Here is an 18,429-nt window from a genome sequence, read left to right as displayed (position 1 = left end):
CGCTGCCGACACGCCGGGGGTCGTGATGGCCCCCTCAAGGAGTGATGGAATGAAAAAACTGCTTGTTGCTGTCGCCGCCTTCGCGGCCATCTCCGCCAATGCCGCGGAAACCCTGAGCGTCGCCGCGACCGCCGTGCCGCACGCCGAGATCCTCGAATTCGTGAAGCCGACCCTGGCCAAAGAAGGCGTGGACCTGAAAGTGAAGGTGTTCACTGACTACATCCAGCCGAACGTACAGGTGGCCGAAAAGCGCCTGGACGCCAACTTCTTCCAGCACCAGCCGTACCTGGATGAGTTCAACAAGGGCAAGGGCACTAACCTTGTGAGCATTGCCGGCGTGCACCTGGAGCCGCTGGGCGCCTACTCGAGCAAGTTCAAGAAGCTGGACGAAATCCCGTCGGGCGCCAACGTGGTCATCCCGAACGACGCCACCAACGGCGGCCGCGCGCTGCTGCTGCTGCAGAAGGCTGGCCTGATCAAGCTGAAAGACGCGGCCAACATCCTGTCGACGCCGAAAGACATCGCCGAAAACCCGAAAGGCCTGAAGATCCGCGAACTGGAAGCCGCCACCCTGCCGCGCGTGCTGACCCAGGTCGACCTGGCGCTGATCAACACCAACTACGCGCTGGAAGCCAAGCTGAACCCGGAGAAAGACGCGCTGATCATCGAAGGCAGCGACTCGCCTTACGTGAACATCCTGGTTGCCCGTCCGGACAACAAAGACTCCGTCGCGCTGAAGAAACTGGTCGGTGCGCTGCACTCGCCTGAGGTGAAGCAGTTCATCCTCGAGAAGTACAAGGGCGCGGTTATTCCGGCGTTCTGATAGTGCTCTAGCGTTATTGAGGGCTCTATCGCTGGCAAGCCAGCTCCCACAAGGTCCGGTGTATGCCGACATTGTGGGAGCTGGCTTGCCAGCGATGAGGCCCTCAAATCCCCTGCCTCAATCCCGCTTCACCAACCCCGGCAATTGCGCCACCAGCTTCTGGTTGTTGAACGGCGCCCGAATAAAGCCCCGCTGCGCGCCATCCGGTCCGATTACCGCGAGGTTGCCACTGTGATCCACGGTGTACCCTTCCTTGCTGGTATCCGCTGGAATGAACGGAATGCTCAGGGCATTCGCCAGTTTCTGCGTCGCCTCCAGCGAGCCGGTCAGGCCGCGGAAGTCCTTGTCGAAATACCCCAGGTATTGCTTGAGCTGCGCCGGCGTGTCGCGGTTTGGGTCGACGCTGACCAGCACCACCTGCATCCGCTCCACCGCCTCTTTCGGCAGTTCACTCTTCACCTGACGCAATTGCGCCAGGGTCGTCGGGCAGATGTCCGGGCAGAAGGTGTAGCCGAAGAACACCAGCGACCACTTGCCCTTCAACTGGTCCACGCGCACCGGCTGGCCGTTCTCGTCGCTCATTTCAAGCTCCGGCACCGCGCGGCTCTGCGGCAGCAGGATGATGCCGGCGTCGATCAGTTCGGCCGGGTTGCCCTGGCTGCGACCGTTGAGCACTTTGTTGATGGTAAGCCCGAGAATCAATGCGACCAGGGCGACGAGGATAAAGACGGTTTTCTGGGTTCGAGTCATAGATTCAGTAGTAGGTAGTGGTCTACGAGCAGCGCGATGAACAGCAGGAACAAGTACCAGACAGAGTACTTGAAGGTCTTGATCGCAGCGTGCGGCCGAACGCCACGGTACAACACCCAGGCCCACTGCAGGAAGCGCGCCCCCAGCAGCACGGCGCAGGCCAGGTACAGCGGCCCACTCATATGGATGGCGTACGGCAACAGGCTCACCGCCAGCAATACACAGGTGTAGAGCAGGATATGCACCTTGGTGTAGTGCTCGCCGTGGGTCACCGGCAGCATCGGGATGTCGGCCTTGGCGTATTCGGCCTTGCGGTGGATGGCCAGGGCCCAGAAGTGCGGCGGGGTCCAGGCGAAGATGATCAGCACCAGCAGCAGCGGTTCGGCGCTCAAGTGCCCGCTGACCGCCACCCAGCCGAGCAGCGGCGGCGCTGCGCCGGCCAGTCCGCCGATCACGATGTTCTGCGGAGTGGCGCGTTTGAGAAAGCCGGTGTAGATCACCGCGTAACCCAGCAACGAGGCCAGCGTCAGCCAGGCAGTGAGGGCGTTGGTGAAGGCCAGCAGCAGCGTCAGGCCGACCAGCGCCAGCAGCAGCGCGAACAGCAACGCCGGCAGCGGCGCCACCCGGCCTTCGGCCAGCGGCCGTTTGTGGGTGCGGGCCATCAGCGCATCGATGCGGCGGTCTACCACATGGTTCACCGCCGCCGCCGCGCCGGCGCAACAGCCGATGCCCAGGTTGCCGAACAGCAGCACGGTCCAGGGCACTCCGGCGCGTGTCGCGAGGAACATGCCCACCAGCGAGGTGATGAGCATCAGCACCACCACCTTGGGTTTGGTCAGTTCCAGATAGTCACGCCAGCCAGCCTGGCTCTGGCCCTCGCTCAGAAGCGCTGCCATGGATTGTCTCCCAGATAATGAAGGTCACCCGCAAGCCTCAGCGGAGTAAGCCGCCAGCCCGGGCTGACGCGACGCGCCCTTGGCTGCATGGCCAGGCGGGTGCGGTAGTTGACCAGCACCATGGTCAGTAGCAACCCGGCGCCGCCGGCGTTGTGCGCGACCGCCACCGCCAGCGGCAGGTGGAACACCACGTTGCTGATGCCCAAGGCGATTTGTATGAACAGCGCCGCCAGCACCAGCTTGGCCAGACGCCGCAGACCGACGCGGTGCAGTTGCCAGGCCAGCGCCAGCACCACGCAGGTGACCAGCATCGCGCCAAGCCGGTGGGTGATGTGGATGGCGGTGCGGGCCTCGCTGTCGAGCTGGCCGCCCAGGTAGTTGGGGCCGATGTGCTGGGTGAGGTGGAAGCCGTTGGCGAAGTCCGCCTCCGGCCACCATTGGCCGTGGCAGGTCGGCAGGTCGATGCAGGCCACCGCCGCGTAGTTGGCGCTGACCCAGCCACCCAGGGCGATCTGCCCGATTACCAGCAACAGCGCCGCAGCGGCCAGTCGGCGCAACCGTCGCGGCAGGCCGGGCAGCGGCATATAGGCGCGGGACAAGCGCAAGCTGAGCAGGAACAGCAGGCTCAAGGTGGCGAACCCACCGAGCAGGTGCGCCGTCACCACCTGCGGCCAGAGTTGCAGGGTCACGGTCCACATGCCGAACGCCGCTTGCAGCAGCACCACCCCGAGCACGATCAGCGGCAGGCGATACGGCTGACCGTCATGGCCATGGCGGCGCAGCGCCTGCACCGCGAGCATGGCGATCACCAGGGCCAGGGTGCCGGCGAAATAGCGGTGGACCATCTCGTTGCGGCCCTTGTGCGCTTCCACCGGCGAGTCGGGAAAGTTCAGCTCCGCATGGGCCAGTTGCGCCTCGGTCTTGGGCACGCTGATAAAGCCGTAGCAACCCGGCCAGTCCGGGCAACCGAGGCCGGCGTGGGTGAGGCGGGTGTAAGCGCCGAGCAGTACCACCAGCAGCGCCAGCCCGGTTGCGAACACAGCGAGGCGATATCCAGGTCGGGTCATGACGCGCTCCTAACCGATGTTGGACAGTTTGAGCAGGTGGCGCAGGTCGTTAAGCACGTCCTTGCCCTTGGCCCGAGCGTCGTAGCGCAACACCAGGTTGCCGTGAGGATCAACAATCCACAGTTGCGCCTCGCCGCGGTTGGGGATGGTCGCGCCATAGCGCGTCGGGTCCAGTGCGTAGCGCTGCAATTGCGGGTATTCGCGCTCGATCCGTGCCAGGTACTCGCCGCTCAGCGGTTCCGTGCTGGCCAGGGCATGGCTGGCGCGGCCGGCGTCGCGGGCCAGGCCGATGTTGATCTGCCGGGCCAGGTAGACCAGTTGCTGACAGTCCACCGCGCAGTCCTTGGGCGTAGTGACCAGCAACTGCCAGCGCTGGTCGTCGGACTGCACGCCAAGGTCGGCCAGGCTCTGACCATTGCCGATCATCTCGCCGTGGTAGCTGCGGCCTTCCGGCACCCAGAACTGCAATTTGTACATGCCGGTGGCGAGCAGCATCGGCCCCACCACCACCAGCAAAATCAGGATGAGCTGCAAACGCCCCCAGGCACGGCCGCGCGGCGCCTTGCCTTCAGACATGTCGAGTGGACCCGTGGCGACTCCCATGCTGTTTCTCCTTTTTATTGTTTTGATGCCAACCGAAATAGAGGAAGAGAACGATCAGGGCCAGCGCCAGAGCGAACCACTGCACGGCGTAACCCAAGTGTTTTTCCGGCCCGAGGGCGACCACCGGCCAGTCCACCCTGAAACTGCCAGGCCCCGGCTCCAGGCGCAGTTCATGGGCGTAGCCGTCGCGGGCCAGCTGGCTCCAGAGATGGCCGGCGTCGATGCTGTTGAGCAGCCGCGGCCAGTCGCCGTCTGGCGCATCGGCGCGCAGCAGGAAGCTGGCGCCCGGCGCGATATAGACCCAGGCGGTGAGGTTCAGGGTTTGCTGCGGCGTGTCGAAGGCCACCGGCACGCGCCGGTCCGGCCAGGGCAGCCAGCCGCGATTGACCAGCCACCAGCGCTGGCTCGGTTCATCAAAGAACGGTTGCAGCAGCTCCACGCCGGCGTGGCCGTCGCGCATGCGGCTGTCCAGCAGCAGGCTGTGCTGCGCGTCGAACTGGCCGCGCAGGTGAACGCGGCGATAGGCGGGATCGACTTCATCGAGCAGGCGTTCGCCGGCCACCGGCTGGGCAATTTCGCGCTCGGCATAGACCTCCAGCAGCGCACGCTTTTCCGCGGCGCGACCGAGCTGCCAGACGCCCAGGCCGATCAGCACCGGCAGCAGCATCAGCACCACCAGGGTCGGCACCATGCCAGGACGAAAGGGCCTCATCGGGCCCCCGCTATACTCAAAGTCATCACGTCCCCCCGGAGTTTTCGCCATGCTCAAAGCCGCGATCGTTGTGTTGTTGCTGGCGACTGTCGTCAGCCTGTTCAGCGGCCTGGTGTTTCTGGTCAAGGACGACGGAAACTCGACCCGTCTGCTCAAGGCCCTGACCGTGCGGGTCAGTCTGGCCGCCCTCACCCTCGGCCTGATCACCTGGGGCTTCTACAGCGGCCAGCTGGTTTCCCACGCCCCCTGGTAGGTCCTCCCGTCACAGCACATAAACGAAGATGAACAGCCCGACCCAGACCACATCGACGAAGTGCCAGTACCAACTGGCGGCTTCGAAACCGAAGTGTTTGTCTGCGTTGAAATGCCCTTTCAAAACCCGCATCAGCATCACGAAGAGAATCAGGGTGCCCATGGTCACGTGGGCGCCATGGAAGCCCGTGAGCATGAAGAAGGTCGCGCCGTAGATGCCCGAACCGAGGGTCAGCCCCAGCTTGGTATAGGCCTCGTGATACTCGTAGGCCTGCAGGATGAGGAAAGCGATACCGAGCGCGACGGTCAGCGCCAGCCAAAATTTCAGCGGGCCGCGATGGTCCTTGCGCAGGGCGTGGTGGGCAATGGTGATGGTCACGCTGGAACTGACCAGCAGGATGGTGTTGATCAGCGGCAAGTGCCACGGATCGATCACTTCCTTGGGCGGCGGGAACAGTTTCGGGTCCGGCGTATGCAGCAACGGCCAGGTGAACTCGAAGTTCGGCCAGAGCATGTGCGCCACGCCCTTGGCGCCTTCACCGCCGAGCCACGGCCCGGCCAGGTGGCGCACGTAAAACAGGGCGCCGAAGAAGGCGATGAAGAACATCACCTCGGAAAAGATGAACCACGACATCCCCCAGCGGAACGAGCGGTCCATCTGCGGGCTGTAGAGCCCGGCGCGGCTTTCCTTGATCACCGCGCCGAACCAGCCGAACAGCATGTAGGCCAGGCACAGGGCGCCGACGAAGAAGATCAGCGGACCATGGGAGTCGCGCCCGGCCTTGAGGTCGTTGAACCAGGTGCCGAGGCCGAACACCGTGATGAACATGCCGACGGTGGCAATGATCGGCCATTTGCTTTGCGCCGGTACGTAGTAATGCTCGTGAGAGGCCATGAATTGTTCTCCTTATCGGGCGCTCTGCGGGTTCTGGCTGGCCACATGGGCGACCGGCGGCTGGCGAGCGGTGATGTCGAACAGCGTGTAGGCGAGCGTCAGGTGTTTCACATCCTTGGGCAGGTCGCGGTCGACGATGAAACGCACCGGCATTTCGATGCGCTCACCCGGCTGCAGCACCTGCTGGCTGAAGCAGAAGCATTCGGTCTTGTGGAAATACGCCGCCGCCTCGGCCGGCGAAATGCTTGGAATGGCCTGGGCGGTCATGGGTTTGTCGGTCGGGTTGTGGGCCACGAAGATCATCTGGTTCACCGCCCCCGGGTTGACGTCGATCTGGTCGGCGGTGGAGTAGAAGTCCCAGACCATGTCGATGGCGTTGGTCGAGAGGAACTGCACCTTCACCGAGCGCGCCGGGTCCACCACCTGGCTGCCTTCGTACTGGCCGCCGGTCTTGCCGTTGATGCCGAAGGCGCGGCACATCACGTCGTAGATCGGCACCAGGGCAAAGCCGAAGGCGAACATGAGCACCGCCAACATCAGCAGGCGGGTGACCAGGCGCTTGATCGAGATGCCCTCGTTCATGACCGCGATTCTCCTTTCACTTCACTTCCGGTGGCGTCTGGAAGGTGTGGTATGGCGCCGGCGACGGAATCGTCCACTCCAGTCCTTCGGCGCCATCCCACGGCTTGGCCGGCGCCGGCTCACCGCCACGGATGCACTTGATGACGATGAACAGGAAGAAGATCTGCGTGGCGCCAAAGGTGAAGGCACCGATCGACGAGATCATGTTGAAGTCGGCGAACTGCAGGTTGTAGTCCGGGATCCGTCGCGGCATGCCGGCCAGGCCGACGAAGTGCATCGGGAAGAAGGCCAGGTTCATGCCGACGAACGACAGCCAGAAATGCAGCTTGCCGAGGGTTTCGTCGTACATGTGACCGGTCCATTTCGGCAGCCAGTAGTAGGCCGAGGCGAAGATCCCGAAGATCGCCCCCGGCACCAGCACGTAGTGGAAGTGCGCCACCACGAAGTAGGTGTCGTGGTACTGGAAGTCCGCCGGGGCGATGGCCAGCATCAGCCCGGAGAACCCGCCGATGGTGAACAGGATGACGAAGGCGATGGCGAACAGCATCGGCGTCTCGAAGGTCAGCGAGCCTTCCCACATGGTGCTGACCCAGTTGAACACCTTCACCCCGGTGGGCACGGCGATCAGCATGGTCGCGTACATGAAGAACAGCTCACCCACCACCGGAATGCCGACCACGAACATGTGGTGCGCCCAGACGATGAACGACAGAAAGGCGATCGCGCCGGTGGCGTAGACCATCGAGGTGTAGCCGAACAGCGGTTTGCGCGAGAACGCCGGGATGATCGAACTGACCGCGCCGAACGCCGGCAGGATCATGATGTACACCTCGGGGTGGCCGAAGAACCAGAACACGTGCTGGAACAGCACCGGGTCGCCACCGCCGGCAGCGCTGAAGAAGCTGGTGCCGAAATGGATGTCCATCAGCATCATGGTCACCACGCCCGCCAGCACCGGCATCACCGCGATCAGCAGGAAGGCGGTGATCAGCCAGGTCCAGACGAACAGCGGCATCTTCATCAGGGTCATGCCGGGGGCGCGCAGGTTGAGGATGGTGGCGATGACGTTGATCGCGCCCATGATCGAACTGATGCCCATAAGGTGAATGGCGAAGATAAAGAAGGTCACGCTTTCCGGCGCGTAGGTGGTCGAGAGCGGGGCGTAGAAGGTCCAGCCGAAGTTCGGCCCGCCACCGGGCATGAACAGCGTGGACACCAGCAGCAAGAACGCCGCCGGCAACAACCAGAAGCTGAAGTTGTTCATCCGCGGCAGGGCCATGTCCGGCGCGCCGATCATCAGCGGGATCATCCAGTTGGCCAGACCGACAAAGGCCGGCATCACCGCGCCGAAGACCATCACCAGGCCGTGCATGGTGGTCATCTGGTTGAAGAATTCCGGCTGGACGATCTGCAGGCCGGGCTGGAACAGCTCGGCGCGGATCACCATGGCGAACGAGCCGCCCAGCAGGAAGGCGATAAAGGCGAACCACAGGTACATCGAGCCGATGTCTTTATGGTTGGTCGTCAGCACCCAGCGCATCAGGCCCTTGGCCGGGCCGTGGGCGTGGTCATGCCCGGCATGACCGTGGTCGTCGATCACTGTGCTCATGTCCTGTCTCCTGAAAACCGGCTCATTTGCTTTCCGCCTGTTTGATCGCCAGCACGTCTTTCGGCGTGACCATGTCGCCCTTGTTGTTGCCCCAGGCGTTGCGTTCGTAGGTGACGACGGCGGCCAGATCGACTTCCGAGAGTTGCTTGCCGAACGCCGCCATCGCGGTGCCAGGCTTGCCGTGGAACACCAGATTGAGGTGGTCTTCCTTCGGTCCGGTGGCGATCTTCGAGCCCTTGAGCGCGGGGAACATCGGCGGCAGGCCCTGGCCTTCGGCCTGGTGACAGGCCACGCAGGTGGTGTGATAGACCTTGTCGCCGCGCTCGACCAGCTCTTGCAGCGTCCATTCCTTGCTGGTCAGTTCCTTGAGCTTGGCTGCCTCGGCCTTGCGTTCGCCGAGCCAGGTGTCGTAGTCCTCTTTCGACTTGACCTCGACCACCACCGGCATGAAGCCGTGGTCCTTGCCGCACAGCTCGGTGCACTGGCCGCGGTAGATGCCGGGCTTCTCGACACGGGTCCAGGCTTCGTTGACGAAGCCGGGGATGGCGTCGCGCTTGACCGCGAAGGCCGGCACCCACCAGGAGTGAATGACGTCGGCAGCGGTGACCAGGAAGCGCACTTTCGCGCCCACCGGCAACACCAGCGGCTGGTCGACTTCAAGAAGGTAGTGTTCGTCCTTCGGCGCCTTGTTGTGGATCTGGTCCGCCGGAGTCGCCAGGTTGCTGAAGAACTCGACGTCCTGGCCCAGGTATTTGTAATGCCATTTCCACTGGTAACCGGTGACCTGGATATCCACGTCCGATTCGCTGGCATCGTAGATGTCGATCAGGGTCTTGGTCGCCGGAATGGCCATCGCTATCAGGATCAGCAAGGGCACCACGGTCCAGAGGATTTCGACCCAGGTGTGCTCGTGGAAATGCGCCGGCTGCTGGCCGGTGGAGCGGCGGTGGACGATCATCGACCAGAACATCGCGCCGAATACCACGAGGCCGATCACCACGCAGATCCAGAAGATGGTCATGTGCAGGTCGAACACGGCATTGCTGACTTCGGTCGCCCCCGGCGCCATGTTCACGGTCCAGGCGGCATGCGCTGGCGTGAGTAGCGACCACAGCAGGAGGCCCATCCAGACATGTGGATGTCGCATCATTGCGGGTTCCCCTTATCGTTCTTGTTATCCCGGAGGCGGGACCTACGGCAGGGGGCACGGCGTCAAGACTGCGGACTTTGACGACGGCCCCCCGCTGCACAACAGGCGGGCCTCATCAGCCAAATCACTTTCACAGCGGAGTATAGACAGGGGTCCCGACCACGCAATGACGCGACGGAAAAGCGCTGCTGACCAATCAGTCATCGCCGAAAATCCTTGTAGGACATTGGCTTACATGAATGATGGCATCTTGATATAACTCCATGTCGCAAAAGGGCATGAGGGTTATGAGAAATGGATCTTAGGCGATAACAAAATAGGACTAATTTAGTGTCTTCCGTTTGTCACCGCTTGTCCCTGGAGTTGTCATGAAGATTGCCGCTTTGCGCGAGCAGATCGCCCAAGCCCACCGTCACGAAGCCGAAACCGGCCAGTTGAAGGAACGGCTTGAGCGTCAGTTACCCCATCTGCATCCCTTGATTCAGTTACCCGAGCAGGACGCGCAGGGTGCGTTGAACCGTTTCGTTGCTGCCTATATCGATCAGGTCCCGGAGCTGCTGGAAGCCGCTAACGATGTCGCCCGCGAAGCGGGTATCGAATCGCAGATCAAACCGGTGTTGAAAATCGCCGAGGAATATTTCATCACCCCGCCACAGATCGTGAATGGCCAGGTCGGCCTGGATTGCCTGCTGGACGAAGCCTACCTGGCGCATCGCCTGGTGGAAGAGGTCAACGACCTGTACATCAAGCATTTCCAGCAGCCGTTGATTCCGCTGGATACCACCGTGGCCAACCTGATCGCCCACCAGTTGATCGGCGAAGAATTCGCCAACCAGCTCGATGAAGTGGCGCATCACTCGCTGGACAACATGCTCAACGACGAAAGCTTCGCGCTGGAGTCGGTGGAGGCGTACCGCGAAACGCTGAGCAGCCCGGAGACGGGCGCCGCGTGGAAACGCTGGCCGTGCCTGTCGCGGCAGTTGGGGGTTGGGTTGGAGTTGGGTCAGCAGCAAACGGCCTGATAATGGGTATCTAAACATCTCGCAGGCAATCGCAAACCGCGAGTCACTCGCAATCCTGTAGGAGCGGCCCATCGCGGCTAACGGCCGCTCCCACAGGTTCTGCGTCTGGCCTGCGAGATATTTTGATACCCATGCAGCGATAGGGTCAGCAAGAACACGCTTCCTGTCCGACCCAACCCGGATGCCTTACCAGTTGTAACTCACCGTCCCCAACACCGTCCGCTCTTCACCCCAGTAGCAACGCCCGGCGTTGTTGCAGCCCGCCACATATTCCTGGTCGAACAGGTTGCGCGCGTTGACCTCGGCCGACCAGTGCGCATTCACCTGATAACCGATGGTGGCATCCACCAGCGTCACGTCACCCGTATCCAGCTTGCCGTACAGCGACGGGCTGGTGTACGCGAAGGTGCTGTCGAAATGACGGACACCGGCGCCGACACGCAGGCCCTTGAGCTGGCCGTCGAGGAAGCGATAGGTGCTCCACACCGATGCCTGGTTGCGCGGAACGCCGGTGACCTGATGGCCTTCAAGCAGCGAACCCGCCACGTCCTTGGTAATCCGCGAATCGGTGTAGGTGTAAGCCGCCGTCACGTTGATGTTGTCGCTGATGTCGCTGTTCAGCTCCAGCTCCACACCCTTGGCGCGGCTGCGGCCAATGTTGCGGTAGTCGCCGCTGGCGCTGTCGTACAGCGAATCATCCTTCTTGCGCAGGTCATACACCGACGCGCTGATCAGCGTATTCCAGCCCTTGGGCTCGTACTTCACACCGGCTTCGTACTGCTCGCTCAACGTCGGGTCCAGCGGGCCCGAAGCGCTCGATACCTGCTGGATCGGGTTGTACGCCGTGGAATAGCTCACATACGGCGAGACCCCGTTGTCGAACTGGTACATCAAGCCGGTCTGCCAGGTGAACTGGCCATCCCAGTAGTCGAGGTCGGCCGGCGCATTGAGAGTTCCGCGGCGGTTGCGGTACTCGCTGTTGACCCGGTCATAGCGCCCGCCGAGCAGCAGCACCCAGTTGTCGAGGCGTGACTGGATCTGGCTGTAGACGCCGTACATGGTCTGTTCGAGCAAGGCATCCTGCACCCGCGTCGAGGTCACCGGATTACCGCTGTAGACCGGATTGAACACGTTGACGGTGCCGCCGAAGCCGGCGTTCCAGTCCTGGTTGAACGACGTGCGGTCGAGGCTGGCGCCAACCAGCAGGGTGTTTTCCACCTCGCCGAGGTTGAAGCGGCCTTCGACCTGATTGTCCAGCGAATAGGCGATCGACTTGTTGTAGCGATCGTAGGCGGTGTTGGTGACCGTGGTGCCAAAGCCGCCGTTGTTCAGGTTGCCCGGCCAGATTTCCTGGCGGTCGATGCGCGACTGCATGTAGCGCGAGTTCTGCCGGTACTGCCAGTCATCGTTGAACTGGTGATGGAACTCGTAACCGAGGGTCCAGGTTTCCCGCTCGAAGTTGTCCCAGCCCGCATTGCCCAGCAGCGCGTGCTTGCTGATCTTGCCGTTGGGGTTGTTCAGCAGGGTGCCAGCCGCCGGGTAACCCAGCTCCATCAGGGTGCGGTCGCGTTGGTAGGACGCCAGCAGCGTCAGGTCATTCTGTTCGTCGAAGTTCAGCGTGAGCGACGGCGCGACGTACAGGCGGTCGTCCGGCTGATGATCGACCTGAGTGCCGGACTTGCGCCCCAGCACCACCAAACGCCCGAGCACGTTGGGGTTGTCCGCCAGCGGGCCGGATACGTCGATGCCCAGTTGGCGGCGCTCGTTGGAGCCATAGCTGAGCTGGACCTCACCGCGCGACTGGGCCGTCGGGCGCTTGCTCACCAGGTTGACCACGCCGCCGGGGGCGTTCTCGCCGTACAGGATCGAGGTCGGGCCACGGAACACTTCGACCCGCTCCACGCCGTAAGGCTCGCTGCTGGTGTCGTAACGGTTGCCCTGCACCCGCAGGCCGTCGCGCAGCAGCCCGTAGCCGTAGTCGGTGGCGTTGAAACCGCGAATGAAGAACAGGTCGCCCGCCTGACCATCACCGGCCGCGAAGGGCGGGGCAAAGATGCCGGGAACGTAGCCCAGCACTTCGGTCAGGCTCTGCGATTGCTGGTCGTCCATGCGCTGGCGGGTGACCACCGACACCGAACGCGGCGTGTCGGCCAGCGCGGTGCTGGTCTTGCTCGCCGTCGCCGAATGGGTGGCGCGATAGCCTTTGTCTTCCTGGCCGTAGCGGCTGGCCAGGCCCTGGCCGTTGATCGACGTCGCGTCCAGTTGTACCGCGCCCGTTTCGGCGGCGGGTTGCAGCACATAACCGCCGGCACCCTGCGGCACGGCAATCAGGCCGCTGCCGGCCAGCAACACCTGCAGTGCCTGTTCAACGCTGTATTCCCCGTCCAGCCCGGCGCTGCGCTTGCCGGTCGCGAGGCTGTCGCTGCCGGCCAGGTAAATGCCGGCCTGGCTGCTGAAGTCATTGAGCACCGTGCTCAGGCTACCCGCCGCAACGTGGAAGGTCTGGAGCCGGGCGCTGGCCTGCGCGGCCTGGACAGCGGCGGGCAGAAGGGCGAGCGGGGCGAAGCTGAGGATGGTCATCGGCACAAGTGCCAACACGCAGGAGCGGGGCGACGACATGGCAGTCCCTGTGGTGTTCATGCGGTAAATGGGAGGGTTCTGCTGTTGAACCGGGCGACGAACGCAAAGGGGAACCGCTCGCTGAAAAAAATATTCAGGCCGGTTCGACCGTCACCCACCAGTCGGTCATCCGCTTGATCCGCACCGGCAACGCGGCTTCGAGCAGGCGCAGGGCGTGATCCGTGTCGTCGAGGGGGAACGTGCCCATCACCGCCAGCCGGGCGAGGTCGGGGTGCAGGCCGAGGTGGCCGGGGCGATAGCGGCCCAGCGCATCGATCAGCTCTTCAAGGGGCATGGCCTCGGCGGTCAGCCGCTCCTGCAGCCAGGATTCGCCCGCCTTCTGCGCCGGTGCCGGGGGCGACACGGCGAGGGCGCTGAAATCCACGCGCTGGCCGGCCTCGATCAAGGCGCGGGTGCCGGTGCGGGTGAAGATTTCCACCTGCCCCTGATAGACGTTGAGCCGGGCGGTGCCCTGCGCATAGCGAACCGCCACGCGAATCGGCGTCTCCGCCATTTGCAGAGTGCCGGCCTCGGTTTGCAGCAGCAAAGGCCGGCGATCCTGCACCGAAGACTGCAACAGGACTTCGCCGAAGCGCAGGTCGAGCAGGCGCTGTCGCGCATCAAAACGGGTGTCGACGGCGGTGCGGGCGCCCAGCCACAGGGTGCTGCCATCGGCCAGCGCGATCTCGCGGTTCTCGCCGGTGCCGGTGTGCAGATCGGCGGTCCAGCCATTGCGCGACGCCGTCTGCCAGCCGCCGAAGCCGGCCATCGAGCCGACCGCCAGCACCAGCAGCGACTTCACCGTCTGGCGCCGCCCCAGACGGGCCGGCCCACGCTCGCGCAGCAGGCGGCCGGCGCGCTCGCCTTCCGCCCGCAGCGGGGCGAAGCGTTCGCCCACCCGTTCCATGTAGCGCCAGGCGGCCTGGTGTTCGACATGCTGGTCGAACCAGCATTGCCATTGCTCGCGCACGCTGGTCTGGTCGCCTTCTTCCTGCAGCCGCACGTACCACTGGGCGGCGTGTTCGAGGGTGGCGTGACTGAGTTTTTCCTGAGCGGCTCTCATCGCATCACTCCACCAGCAAACCGTCGAGTTCGGCTTCGAGCACGGCGCAATGCAAAAACGCCTGCGCCATGTACTTCTTGACCATGCGTTCGCTGACATCCAGGCGCTCGGCGATCGTCGCGTAGGTCACGCCTTCGACCTGTGCCATGAGAAACGCCTCGCGCACCTTGGCCGGCAGGCGCGACAGCATCGCGTCGACCTCCAACAGGGTTTCGATCACCAACGCCGTGTGTTCGGCGGAAGGCACCGTCGCCTCGGGCTGCGCCGCCAGGGTTTCGCGCCAGGCGCGCTCGATCTGGGCGTGGCGCCAATGGTCGATGCACAGGCCCTTGGCGATGGTGGCGAGGTACGAGCGTTCGCCAACCTGACTGTCGAATTCGACAGGCCGGCGCAATACGCGCAGGAACGTGTCATGCAACAGGTCGGCGGCATCCCAGCCATTGCCCAGGCGACGGCGCAGGAACAGCAGCAGCCAGGGTGAGTGTCGAACGTAGAGGGTCTGGGCAGGGGAAGGCATGGGAGATCCGCGCGCGGGCGACGCAAATGGTATTGATTCTTAATAGTATGGCAGTGACGGCACCTGCTGCAACGTGCGCTTACATTCGCAGGTGCCGGGTCTTTTCAGCGTACGTCTACGTGCCCAGGCCCGCCGTGGTCCGCACCCGCCCTTCGACGCGCCGCTTCAACCGTCGCGACTCGATCACCAGCGTCGACCCGTTAGCGGCGTTCGCCCGCCCCCAGTCCTCCAGCAGTTCCAGGCAGGAATGGTCGATGTAACTGAGGTTGGCCAGCGGCACGTGCAAGGTTGTACCCGGTGGAATTGCGTCCAGCGCCTGGGTCAGCGCCGGCACCTTGAGGAAGGTCGCCGCGCCGCTCAAGCGCAGTTCCATATGCCCGGGCCGCGCCAGGCTGCTGACGCTGATCTTCAGCCGCGCCGCCTTGAGCGCCAGCTTCAGCAAGGTCAGGGCGAAGCCCAGCAGCACGCCGGTCAGCAGGTCGGTGAAGACGATCGCCAGGGCGGTGGCCGCGTAGGTGAACATCGGCATCCGGCCATAACGGCCGAGCCCGCGGAAGGCCTTGAGGTCCACCAGTTTCACCCCGGTGAACACCAGCACCCCGGCCAGACTCGCCACCGGAATCTGCTGCAGCACACTGCCCAGCAACACCACGAACGCCAGCAGCCAGACCCCATGGAACACCGCCGACAGCCGCGTCCGTGCACCCGCCTGAACATTGGCCGAACTGCGCACAATCACTCCGGTCATCGGCAGCGCACCCAGCACCCCGCAGATCATGTTGCCGACCCCTTGCGCCGAAAGCTCACGATCGAAGTCCGAGCGCTGGCCGCTGTGCATGCGGTCCACCGCCGCCGCCGACAGCAGGGTTTCGGCGCTGGCGATAAAGGCCAGGGCGAAGGCCGCGACCAGCAGTGTCGGGTCGGCCAGCGCCATGAGGTCGGCGGGGCGCAGCCAGTCGATCGCCTGGCTCAAGTCGGCCGGTACCTGCACGCGGTTGACCGGCAGGGCCAGAGCGATGCTCAGCAACGTCATCAGGCTCACCCCGAGCAGCGCGCCCGGCACGAAGCGCAGCGTATTCGGCTTCCAGCGTTCCCAGGCCCACATCACCGCGATGGTGCCGAGGCCCAGCGCCGCGGCCTGCCAGCCGTTACCCGCCTGCTCCAGCGGCAGCGCATCGCCGACGACGGCGGGAAAGCCCAACAAGTTGTCCAACCCGGAGGGCAGCGGCGAGCGGTCGAACATCACATGCACCTGCGACAGTACGATCAGCACGCCAATACCGGCGAGCATCCCGTAGACCACCGCCGGTGCCGTGACCCTGAACCAGCAGCCAAGACGGAAGCGCCCGGCGAGCAATTGCAGCAGGCCTGCCAACAGCAGAATCGGCCCGAGCATCGCCATGCCGTGCTGGCGCACCAGCTCGAACACCAGCACCGCCAAACCGGCGGCCGGCCCGCTGACCTGCAACGGCGAACCCGCCAGCCAACCCACCAGCAGCCCGCCGACGATACCGGTGATCAGGCCCTTGGCCGGCGGCATGCCGGACGCGATGGCGATCCCCATGCACAACGGCAGTGCCACCAGAAACACCACCACCGATGCCAACAGGTCCCGCGGCAAGGCCGCTTTGAATTGCGTCATGTTCATCCTGTTCTCCTTTTTTCAGGCCGTTCCTCTGGCCACATTCACGCGCAGCGCCAAATCACGGGCAGCCGAAGGCCGCCGGCGCTGCGGCAAGGCATCAAAGCGTTTTCAAAGACAGCCGACGCCCATCCACGGGCCGCGCGTGGCGGCCTGTGGTGGGTCAGTCAGCAGAATTGGGTGAAGCGAGAAGGCTTAGAAGCGGCCTTTGGGTGTGGCGCTGGGTATCGGCTCGCCGCGCTTGAGCGGCAGGAAGGCGTCGCTGGCAGCGTCGTAGGCGGAGATCTCGCTGGTCTCGATGTCGTAGATCCAGCCGTGGATATACAACTGACCGGCCGCCAGGCGCGAAGCCACCGACGGGTGCGTGCGCAAGTGGTGCAACTGGGCGATGACGTTTTCCTTGGTCAGCACCTGCATGTTCTCGTGCTCGGTGCCGCACTGGCAGTTGTCCTCGACCACGGTGCGGGCGACTTCAGCGTGGCGCAGCCAGGCTTTGACGGTCGGCATCTTTTCCAGCGACTGCGGGTTCAACACCGCGCGCATGGCACCACAGTCGGAGTGGCCGCAGATGATGATGTGGTGGACGCCCAGCGCCAGCACCGCATATTCGATGGCGGTCGACACACCACCGTTCATCTGGCCATAAGGCGGCACCACGTTACCGACGTTACGGGTAACGAACAGGTCGCCGGGCGAGCTCTGGGTAATCAGTTCGGGAACGATCCGCGAGTCGGCGCAGGTAATGAACATCGCTCGGGGTTTTTGGGCGGTGGCGAGCTTTTTGAACAGCTCTTCCTGTTCAGGGAACACTTCGTGATGGAATCTCAAAAAGCCATCAACGATATGTTTCAGGGCGCCATCGGCAGTCTCGGCTTCCGGAGTAGCCGGGCCGGTCGGAGAGGGTTCCTTGTTCGACATGATTCATCCTCTTTGACAGGTTCGTAGGTAAGTCCAGTTTACCGGGTTGAAATTCAGAGAGTCATACGTCACTTGGATTACAGATGTAGTCAACAAATCACATATTCGGTTGCCTGAATTCCTACGCTACTTGGCGAAACTTAACTGAAACTGAATTTGGAAGGCTCTAGAACAAGGGTTACAGGCGATTTTTCCGGGATATCGATAGTATCAAAAAACCATCAATCGCCAATGGCCATTATTGTTTTTACAACAATGACAACTGACCGCCCGGCGGACAGAAGGCCGTGCAATCCAGCGAATAACCGCCGCGCCGGTCCAGCCCGTAGCGCCGTAGCGCTTTGTCGAAGCGTTGCGCCAGCAAGTCCGCGAACACCCCTTCACCACGCATCCGCGCGCCGAAACGACTGTCGTACAGCTCACCGCCCCGGCTCTGCCGCACCAGACTGAGCACATGGGCGGCGCGTTGCGGGTGATGGTCCTGCAGCCATTGTTCGAACAGCGGCGCCACTTCCAGCGGCAGGCGCAGCAGCATGTACGCGGCGCTCAACGCCCCGGCCTCGCTGGCGGCCTCCAGCAGACGCTCCATTTCGCTGTCGTTGATCATCGGGATCATCGGCGAGCACAACACCCCCACCGGAATCCCCGCCTCGCGCATCACCCGGATCGCCCGCAGCCGGGCCTTGGGTGCGGCTGCGCGTGGTTCGAGGGTGCGTTTGAGTTCGTCATCGAGGGTGGTGAGGCTGATCATCACCGACACCAGCCGCTGCCTGGCCAGTTCGCTGAGCAGGTCGAGGTCTCGCAGGATCAGCGAGCCCTTGGTAACGATGGTTACCGGATGCCGGTAGCGCAGCAGCACTTCCAGCAGGCGCCGGGTCAGTTGGTGCTCGCGCTCGATCGGCTGGTACGGGTCGGTGTTGGAACCCAGGTTGATCGGCGCACAGACATAGCCCGGCTTCGACAACTGCTGTTCGAGCACGGCGGCGGCGTTGGTCTTGGCGATCAGCCGGGTTTCGAAATCCAGGCCGGGAGACATGTCGCAATACGCATGGCTTGGCCTCGCGTAGCAGTAAATGCAACCGTGCTCACAACCCCGATACGGATTGATCGAACGGTCGAAGGGCAGGTCCGGGGAGTTGTTGCGGGTGATGATGGTTTTCGCGGTTTCGATGCGGACTTCGGTGCCCTGGGTCATCGGCACTTCCTGGTACCAGCCATCGTCCTCCACCACCGAGCGGTTGGGGGCAAAACGGTTGTGCGGGTTGTGCGCGGTCCCGCGACCGCGTACCGGCGTTGGAGCGGTCATGGC

At 63.6% G+C, this 18,429-nt stretch carries 18 protein-coding genes; 3 read left to right on the top strand and 15 right to left on the bottom strand.

The annotated features are described in order from the left end of the window. Positions 1-49 precede the first annotated feature (49 nt). A complete protein-coding gene (locus DM374_RS11460) occupies positions 50-823 on the top strand; it encodes a MetQ/NlpA family ABC transporter substrate-binding protein (protein ID WP_110969905.1) in 774 nt (257 codons plus the stop codon). 117 nt (positions 824-940) lie between these two features. On the opposite strand, the gene DM374_RS11455 is transcribed toward DM374_RS11460, so the two are convergent. From DM374_RS11455 to DM374_RS11435, 5 genes are read right to left on the bottom strand one after another with little or no spacing between them, the layout of a single operon-like run. Beyond that, a complete protein-coding gene (locus DM374_RS11455) occupies positions 941-1,573 on the bottom strand; it encodes an SCO family protein (RefSeq protein WP_095159058.1) in 633 nt (210 codons plus the stop codon). Beyond that, on the bottom strand, positions 1,570-2,469 hold the full coding sequence (cyoE, locus tag DM374_RS11450) for a heme o synthase (protein ID WP_110969904.1): 900 nt from the start codon (positions 2,467-2,469) through the stop codon (positions 1,570-1,572). The genes DM374_RS11455 and cyoE overlap by 4 nt, the downstream gene beginning before the upstream one ends. Next, positions 2,454-3,536: a COX15/CtaA family protein gene (locus tag DM374_RS11445; protein WP_110969903.1), complete on the bottom strand. Its 1,083-nt coding sequence runs from the start codon at positions 3,534-3,536 to the stop codon at positions 2,454-2,456. The genes cyoE and DM374_RS11445 overlap by 16 nt, the downstream gene beginning before the upstream one ends. A gap of 9 nt (positions 3,537-3,545) precedes the next feature. Then, positions 3,546-4,139 carry a hypothetical protein gene (locus tag DM374_RS11440; RefSeq protein ID WP_110969902.1) on the bottom strand — a complete coding sequence of 198 codons (594 nt, stop codon included), beginning with the start codon at positions 4,137-4,139 and terminating at the stop codon, positions 3,546-3,548. Next, positions 4,105-4,851, bottom strand: a complete 747-nt coding sequence (locus DM374_RS11435) for an SURF1 family protein (RefSeq protein WP_110969901.1) — start codon at positions 4,849-4,851, stop codon at positions 4,105-4,107. Before DM374_RS11435 ends, DM374_RS11440 begins: the two co-directional genes overlap by 35 nt. 49 nt (positions 4,852-4,900) lie before the next feature. On the opposite strand from DM374_RS11435, the gene DM374_RS11430 reads away from it, so the two are divergent. After that, on the top strand, positions 4,901-5,104 hold the full coding sequence (locus DM374_RS11430) for a twin transmembrane helix small protein (protein ID WP_095159063.1): 204 nt from the start codon (positions 4,901-4,903) through the stop codon (positions 5,102-5,104). Between the two features lie 9 nt (positions 5,105-5,113). On the opposite strand, the gene DM374_RS11425 is transcribed toward DM374_RS11430, so the two are convergent. From DM374_RS11425 to coxB, 4 genes are read right to left on the bottom strand one after another with little or no spacing between them, the layout of a single operon-like run. Further along, a complete protein-coding gene (locus tag DM374_RS11425) occupies positions 5,114-5,998 on the bottom strand; it encodes a cytochrome c oxidase subunit 3 (RefSeq protein ID WP_110969900.1) in 885 nt (294 codons plus the stop codon). 12 nt (positions 5,999-6,010) lie between these two features. Then, on the bottom strand, positions 6,011-6,580 hold the full coding sequence (locus DM374_RS11420; RefSeq protein ID WP_110969899.1) for a cytochrome c oxidase assembly protein: 570 nt from the start codon (positions 6,578-6,580) through the stop codon (positions 6,011-6,013). A 16-nt stretch (positions 6,581-6,596) separates the two neighbouring features. Next, positions 6,597-8,189, bottom strand: coding sequence for a cytochrome c oxidase subunit I (gene ctaD / locus DM374_RS11415; RefSeq protein ID WP_095159066.1), 1,593 nt, complete (start codon positions 8,187-8,189; stop codon positions 6,597-6,599). Positions 8,190-8,211: 22 nt separating this feature from the next. Then, on the bottom strand, positions 8,212-9,339 hold the full coding sequence (gene coxB / locus DM374_RS11410) for a cytochrome c oxidase subunit II (RefSeq protein ID WP_110969898.1): 1,128 nt from the start codon (positions 9,337-9,339) through the stop codon (positions 8,212-8,214). Positions 9,340-9,707: 368 nt separating this feature from the next. Here coxB and DM374_RS11405 point away from each other — a divergent pair, with 368 nt between their 5' ends. Further along, entirely contained in the window at positions 9,708-10,361 is a 654-nt protein-coding gene (locus tag DM374_RS11405; protein ID WP_110969897.1) for a hypothetical protein, read from the top strand. A gap of 186 nt (positions 10,362-10,547) precedes the next feature. On the opposite strand, the gene DM374_RS11400 is transcribed toward DM374_RS11405, so the two are convergent. The 6 genes from DM374_RS11400 to DM374_RS11375 form a co-directional block, all read right to left on the bottom strand. Further along, positions 10,548-12,941 (bottom strand): TonB-dependent siderophore receptor, encoded by a 2,394-nt coding sequence (locus DM374_RS11400; RefSeq protein WP_110969949.1) that lies wholly within the window; start codon positions 12,939-12,941, stop codon positions 10,548-10,550. A gap of 133 nt (positions 12,942-13,074) precedes the next feature. After that, complete coding sequence (locus tag DM374_RS11395) at positions 13,075-14,043, bottom strand: FecR domain-containing protein (RefSeq protein ID WP_110969896.1); 969 nt, start codon at positions 14,041-14,043, stop codon at positions 13,075-13,077. A gap of 4 nt (positions 14,044-14,047) precedes the next feature. Continuing rightward, complete coding sequence (locus DM374_RS11390) at positions 14,048-14,560, bottom strand: sigma-70 family RNA polymerase sigma factor (RefSeq protein ID WP_110969895.1); 513 nt, start codon at positions 14,558-14,560, stop codon at positions 14,048-14,050. A gap of 115 nt (positions 14,561-14,675) precedes the next feature. After that, the gene (locus DM374_RS11385; protein ID WP_110969894.1) at positions 14,676-16,208 is read right to left on the bottom strand and encodes a SulP family inorganic anion transporter; all 1,533 of its coding nucleotides are present in this window, start codon (positions 16,206-16,208) and stop codon (positions 14,676-14,678) included. 189 nt (positions 16,209-16,397) lie between these two features. Continuing rightward, positions 16,398-17,120 (bottom strand): carbonic anhydrase, encoded by a 723-nt coding sequence (locus DM374_RS11380; RefSeq protein ID WP_095159072.1) that lies wholly within the window; start codon positions 17,118-17,120, stop codon positions 16,398-16,400. Between the two features lie 247 nt (positions 17,121-17,367). Continuing rightward, positions 17,368-18,426, bottom strand: coding sequence for a PA0069 family radical SAM protein (locus tag DM374_RS11375; RefSeq protein ID WP_110969893.1), 1,059 nt, complete (start codon positions 18,424-18,426; stop codon positions 17,368-17,370). Positions 18,427-18,429 lie beyond the last annotated feature (3 nt).

This window comes from Pseudomonas huaxiensis (genome assembly GCF_003231275.1).
In the GTDB taxonomy this organism is placed as follows: Bacteria; Pseudomonadota; Gammaproteobacteria; order Pseudomonadales; family Pseudomonadaceae; genus Aquipseudomonas; species Aquipseudomonas huaxiensis.
This window is presented reverse-complemented; position numbering and strand designations above follow the sequence as displayed.

Excerpts from the sequence above, each read along its gene's own strand:
- DM374_RS11445 (WP_110969903.1), bottom strand. The coding sequence starts at position 3,536 with ATGACCCGACCTGGATATCGCCTCGCTGTGTTCGCAACCGGGCTGGCG.
- coxB (WP_110969898.1), bottom strand. The coding sequence starts at position 9,339 with ATGATGCGACATCCACATGTCTGGATGGGCCTCCTGCTGTGGTCGCTA.
- DM374_RS11435 (WP_110969901.1), bottom strand. The coding sequence starts at position 4,851 with ATGAGGCCCTTTCGTCCTGGCATGGTGCCGACCCTGGTGGTGCTGATG.
- DM374_RS11455 (WP_095159058.1), bottom strand. The coding sequence starts at position 1,573 with ATGACTCGAACCCAGAAAACCGTCTTTATCCTCGTCGCCCTGGTCGCA.
- DM374_RS11390 (WP_110969895.1), bottom strand. The coding sequence starts at position 14,560 with ATGCCTTCCCCTGCCCAGACCCTCTACGTTCGACACTCACCCTGGCTG.
- DM374_RS11420 (WP_110969899.1), bottom strand. The coding sequence starts at position 6,580 with ATGAACGAGGGCATCTCGATCAAGCGCCTGGTCACCCGCCTGCTGATG.
- DM374_RS11380 (WP_095159072.1), bottom strand. The coding sequence starts at position 17,120 with ATGTCGAACAAGGAACCCTCTCCGACCGGCCCGGCTACTCCGGAAGCC.
- DM374_RS11375 (WP_110969893.1), bottom strand. The coding sequence starts at position 18,426 with ATGACCGCTCCAACGCCGGTACGCGGTCGCGGGACCGCGCACAACCCG.
- DM374_RS11395 (WP_110969896.1), bottom strand. The coding sequence starts at position 14,043 with ATGAGAGCCGCTCAGGAAAAACTCAGTCACGCCACCCTCGAACACGCC.
- DM374_RS11440 (WP_110969902.1), bottom strand. The coding sequence starts at position 4,139 with ATGGGAGTCGCCACGGGTCCACTCGACATGTCTGAAGGCAAGGCGCCG.
- DM374_RS11425 (WP_110969900.1), bottom strand. The coding sequence starts at position 5,998 with ATGGCCTCTCACGAGCATTACTACGTACCGGCGCAAAGCAAATGGCCG.
- cyoE (WP_110969904.1), bottom strand. The coding sequence starts at position 2,469 with ATGGCAGCGCTTCTGAGCGAGGGCCAGAGCCAGGCTGGCTGGCGTGAC.
- ctaD (WP_095159066.1), bottom strand. The coding sequence starts at position 8,189 with ATGAGCACAGTGATCGACGACCACGGTCATGCCGGGCATGACCACGCC.
- DM374_RS11400 (WP_110969949.1), bottom strand. The coding sequence starts at position 12,941 with ATGACCATCCTCAGCTTCGCCCCGCTCGCCCTTCTGCCCGCCGCTGTC.
- DM374_RS11385 (WP_110969894.1), bottom strand. The coding sequence starts at position 16,208 with ATGAACATGACGCAATTCAAAGCGGCCTTGCCGCGGGACCTGTTGGCA.
- DM374_RS11405 (WP_110969897.1), top strand. The coding sequence starts at position 9,708 with ATGAAGATTGCCGCTTTGCGCGAGCAGATCGCCCAAGCCCACCGTCAC.
- DM374_RS11430 (WP_095159063.1), top strand. The coding sequence starts at position 4,901 with ATGCTCAAAGCCGCGATCGTTGTGTTGTTGCTGGCGACTGTCGTCAGC.
- DM374_RS11460 (WP_110969905.1), top strand. The coding sequence starts at position 50 with ATGAAAAAACTGCTTGTTGCTGTCGCCGCCTTCGCGGCCATCTCCGCC.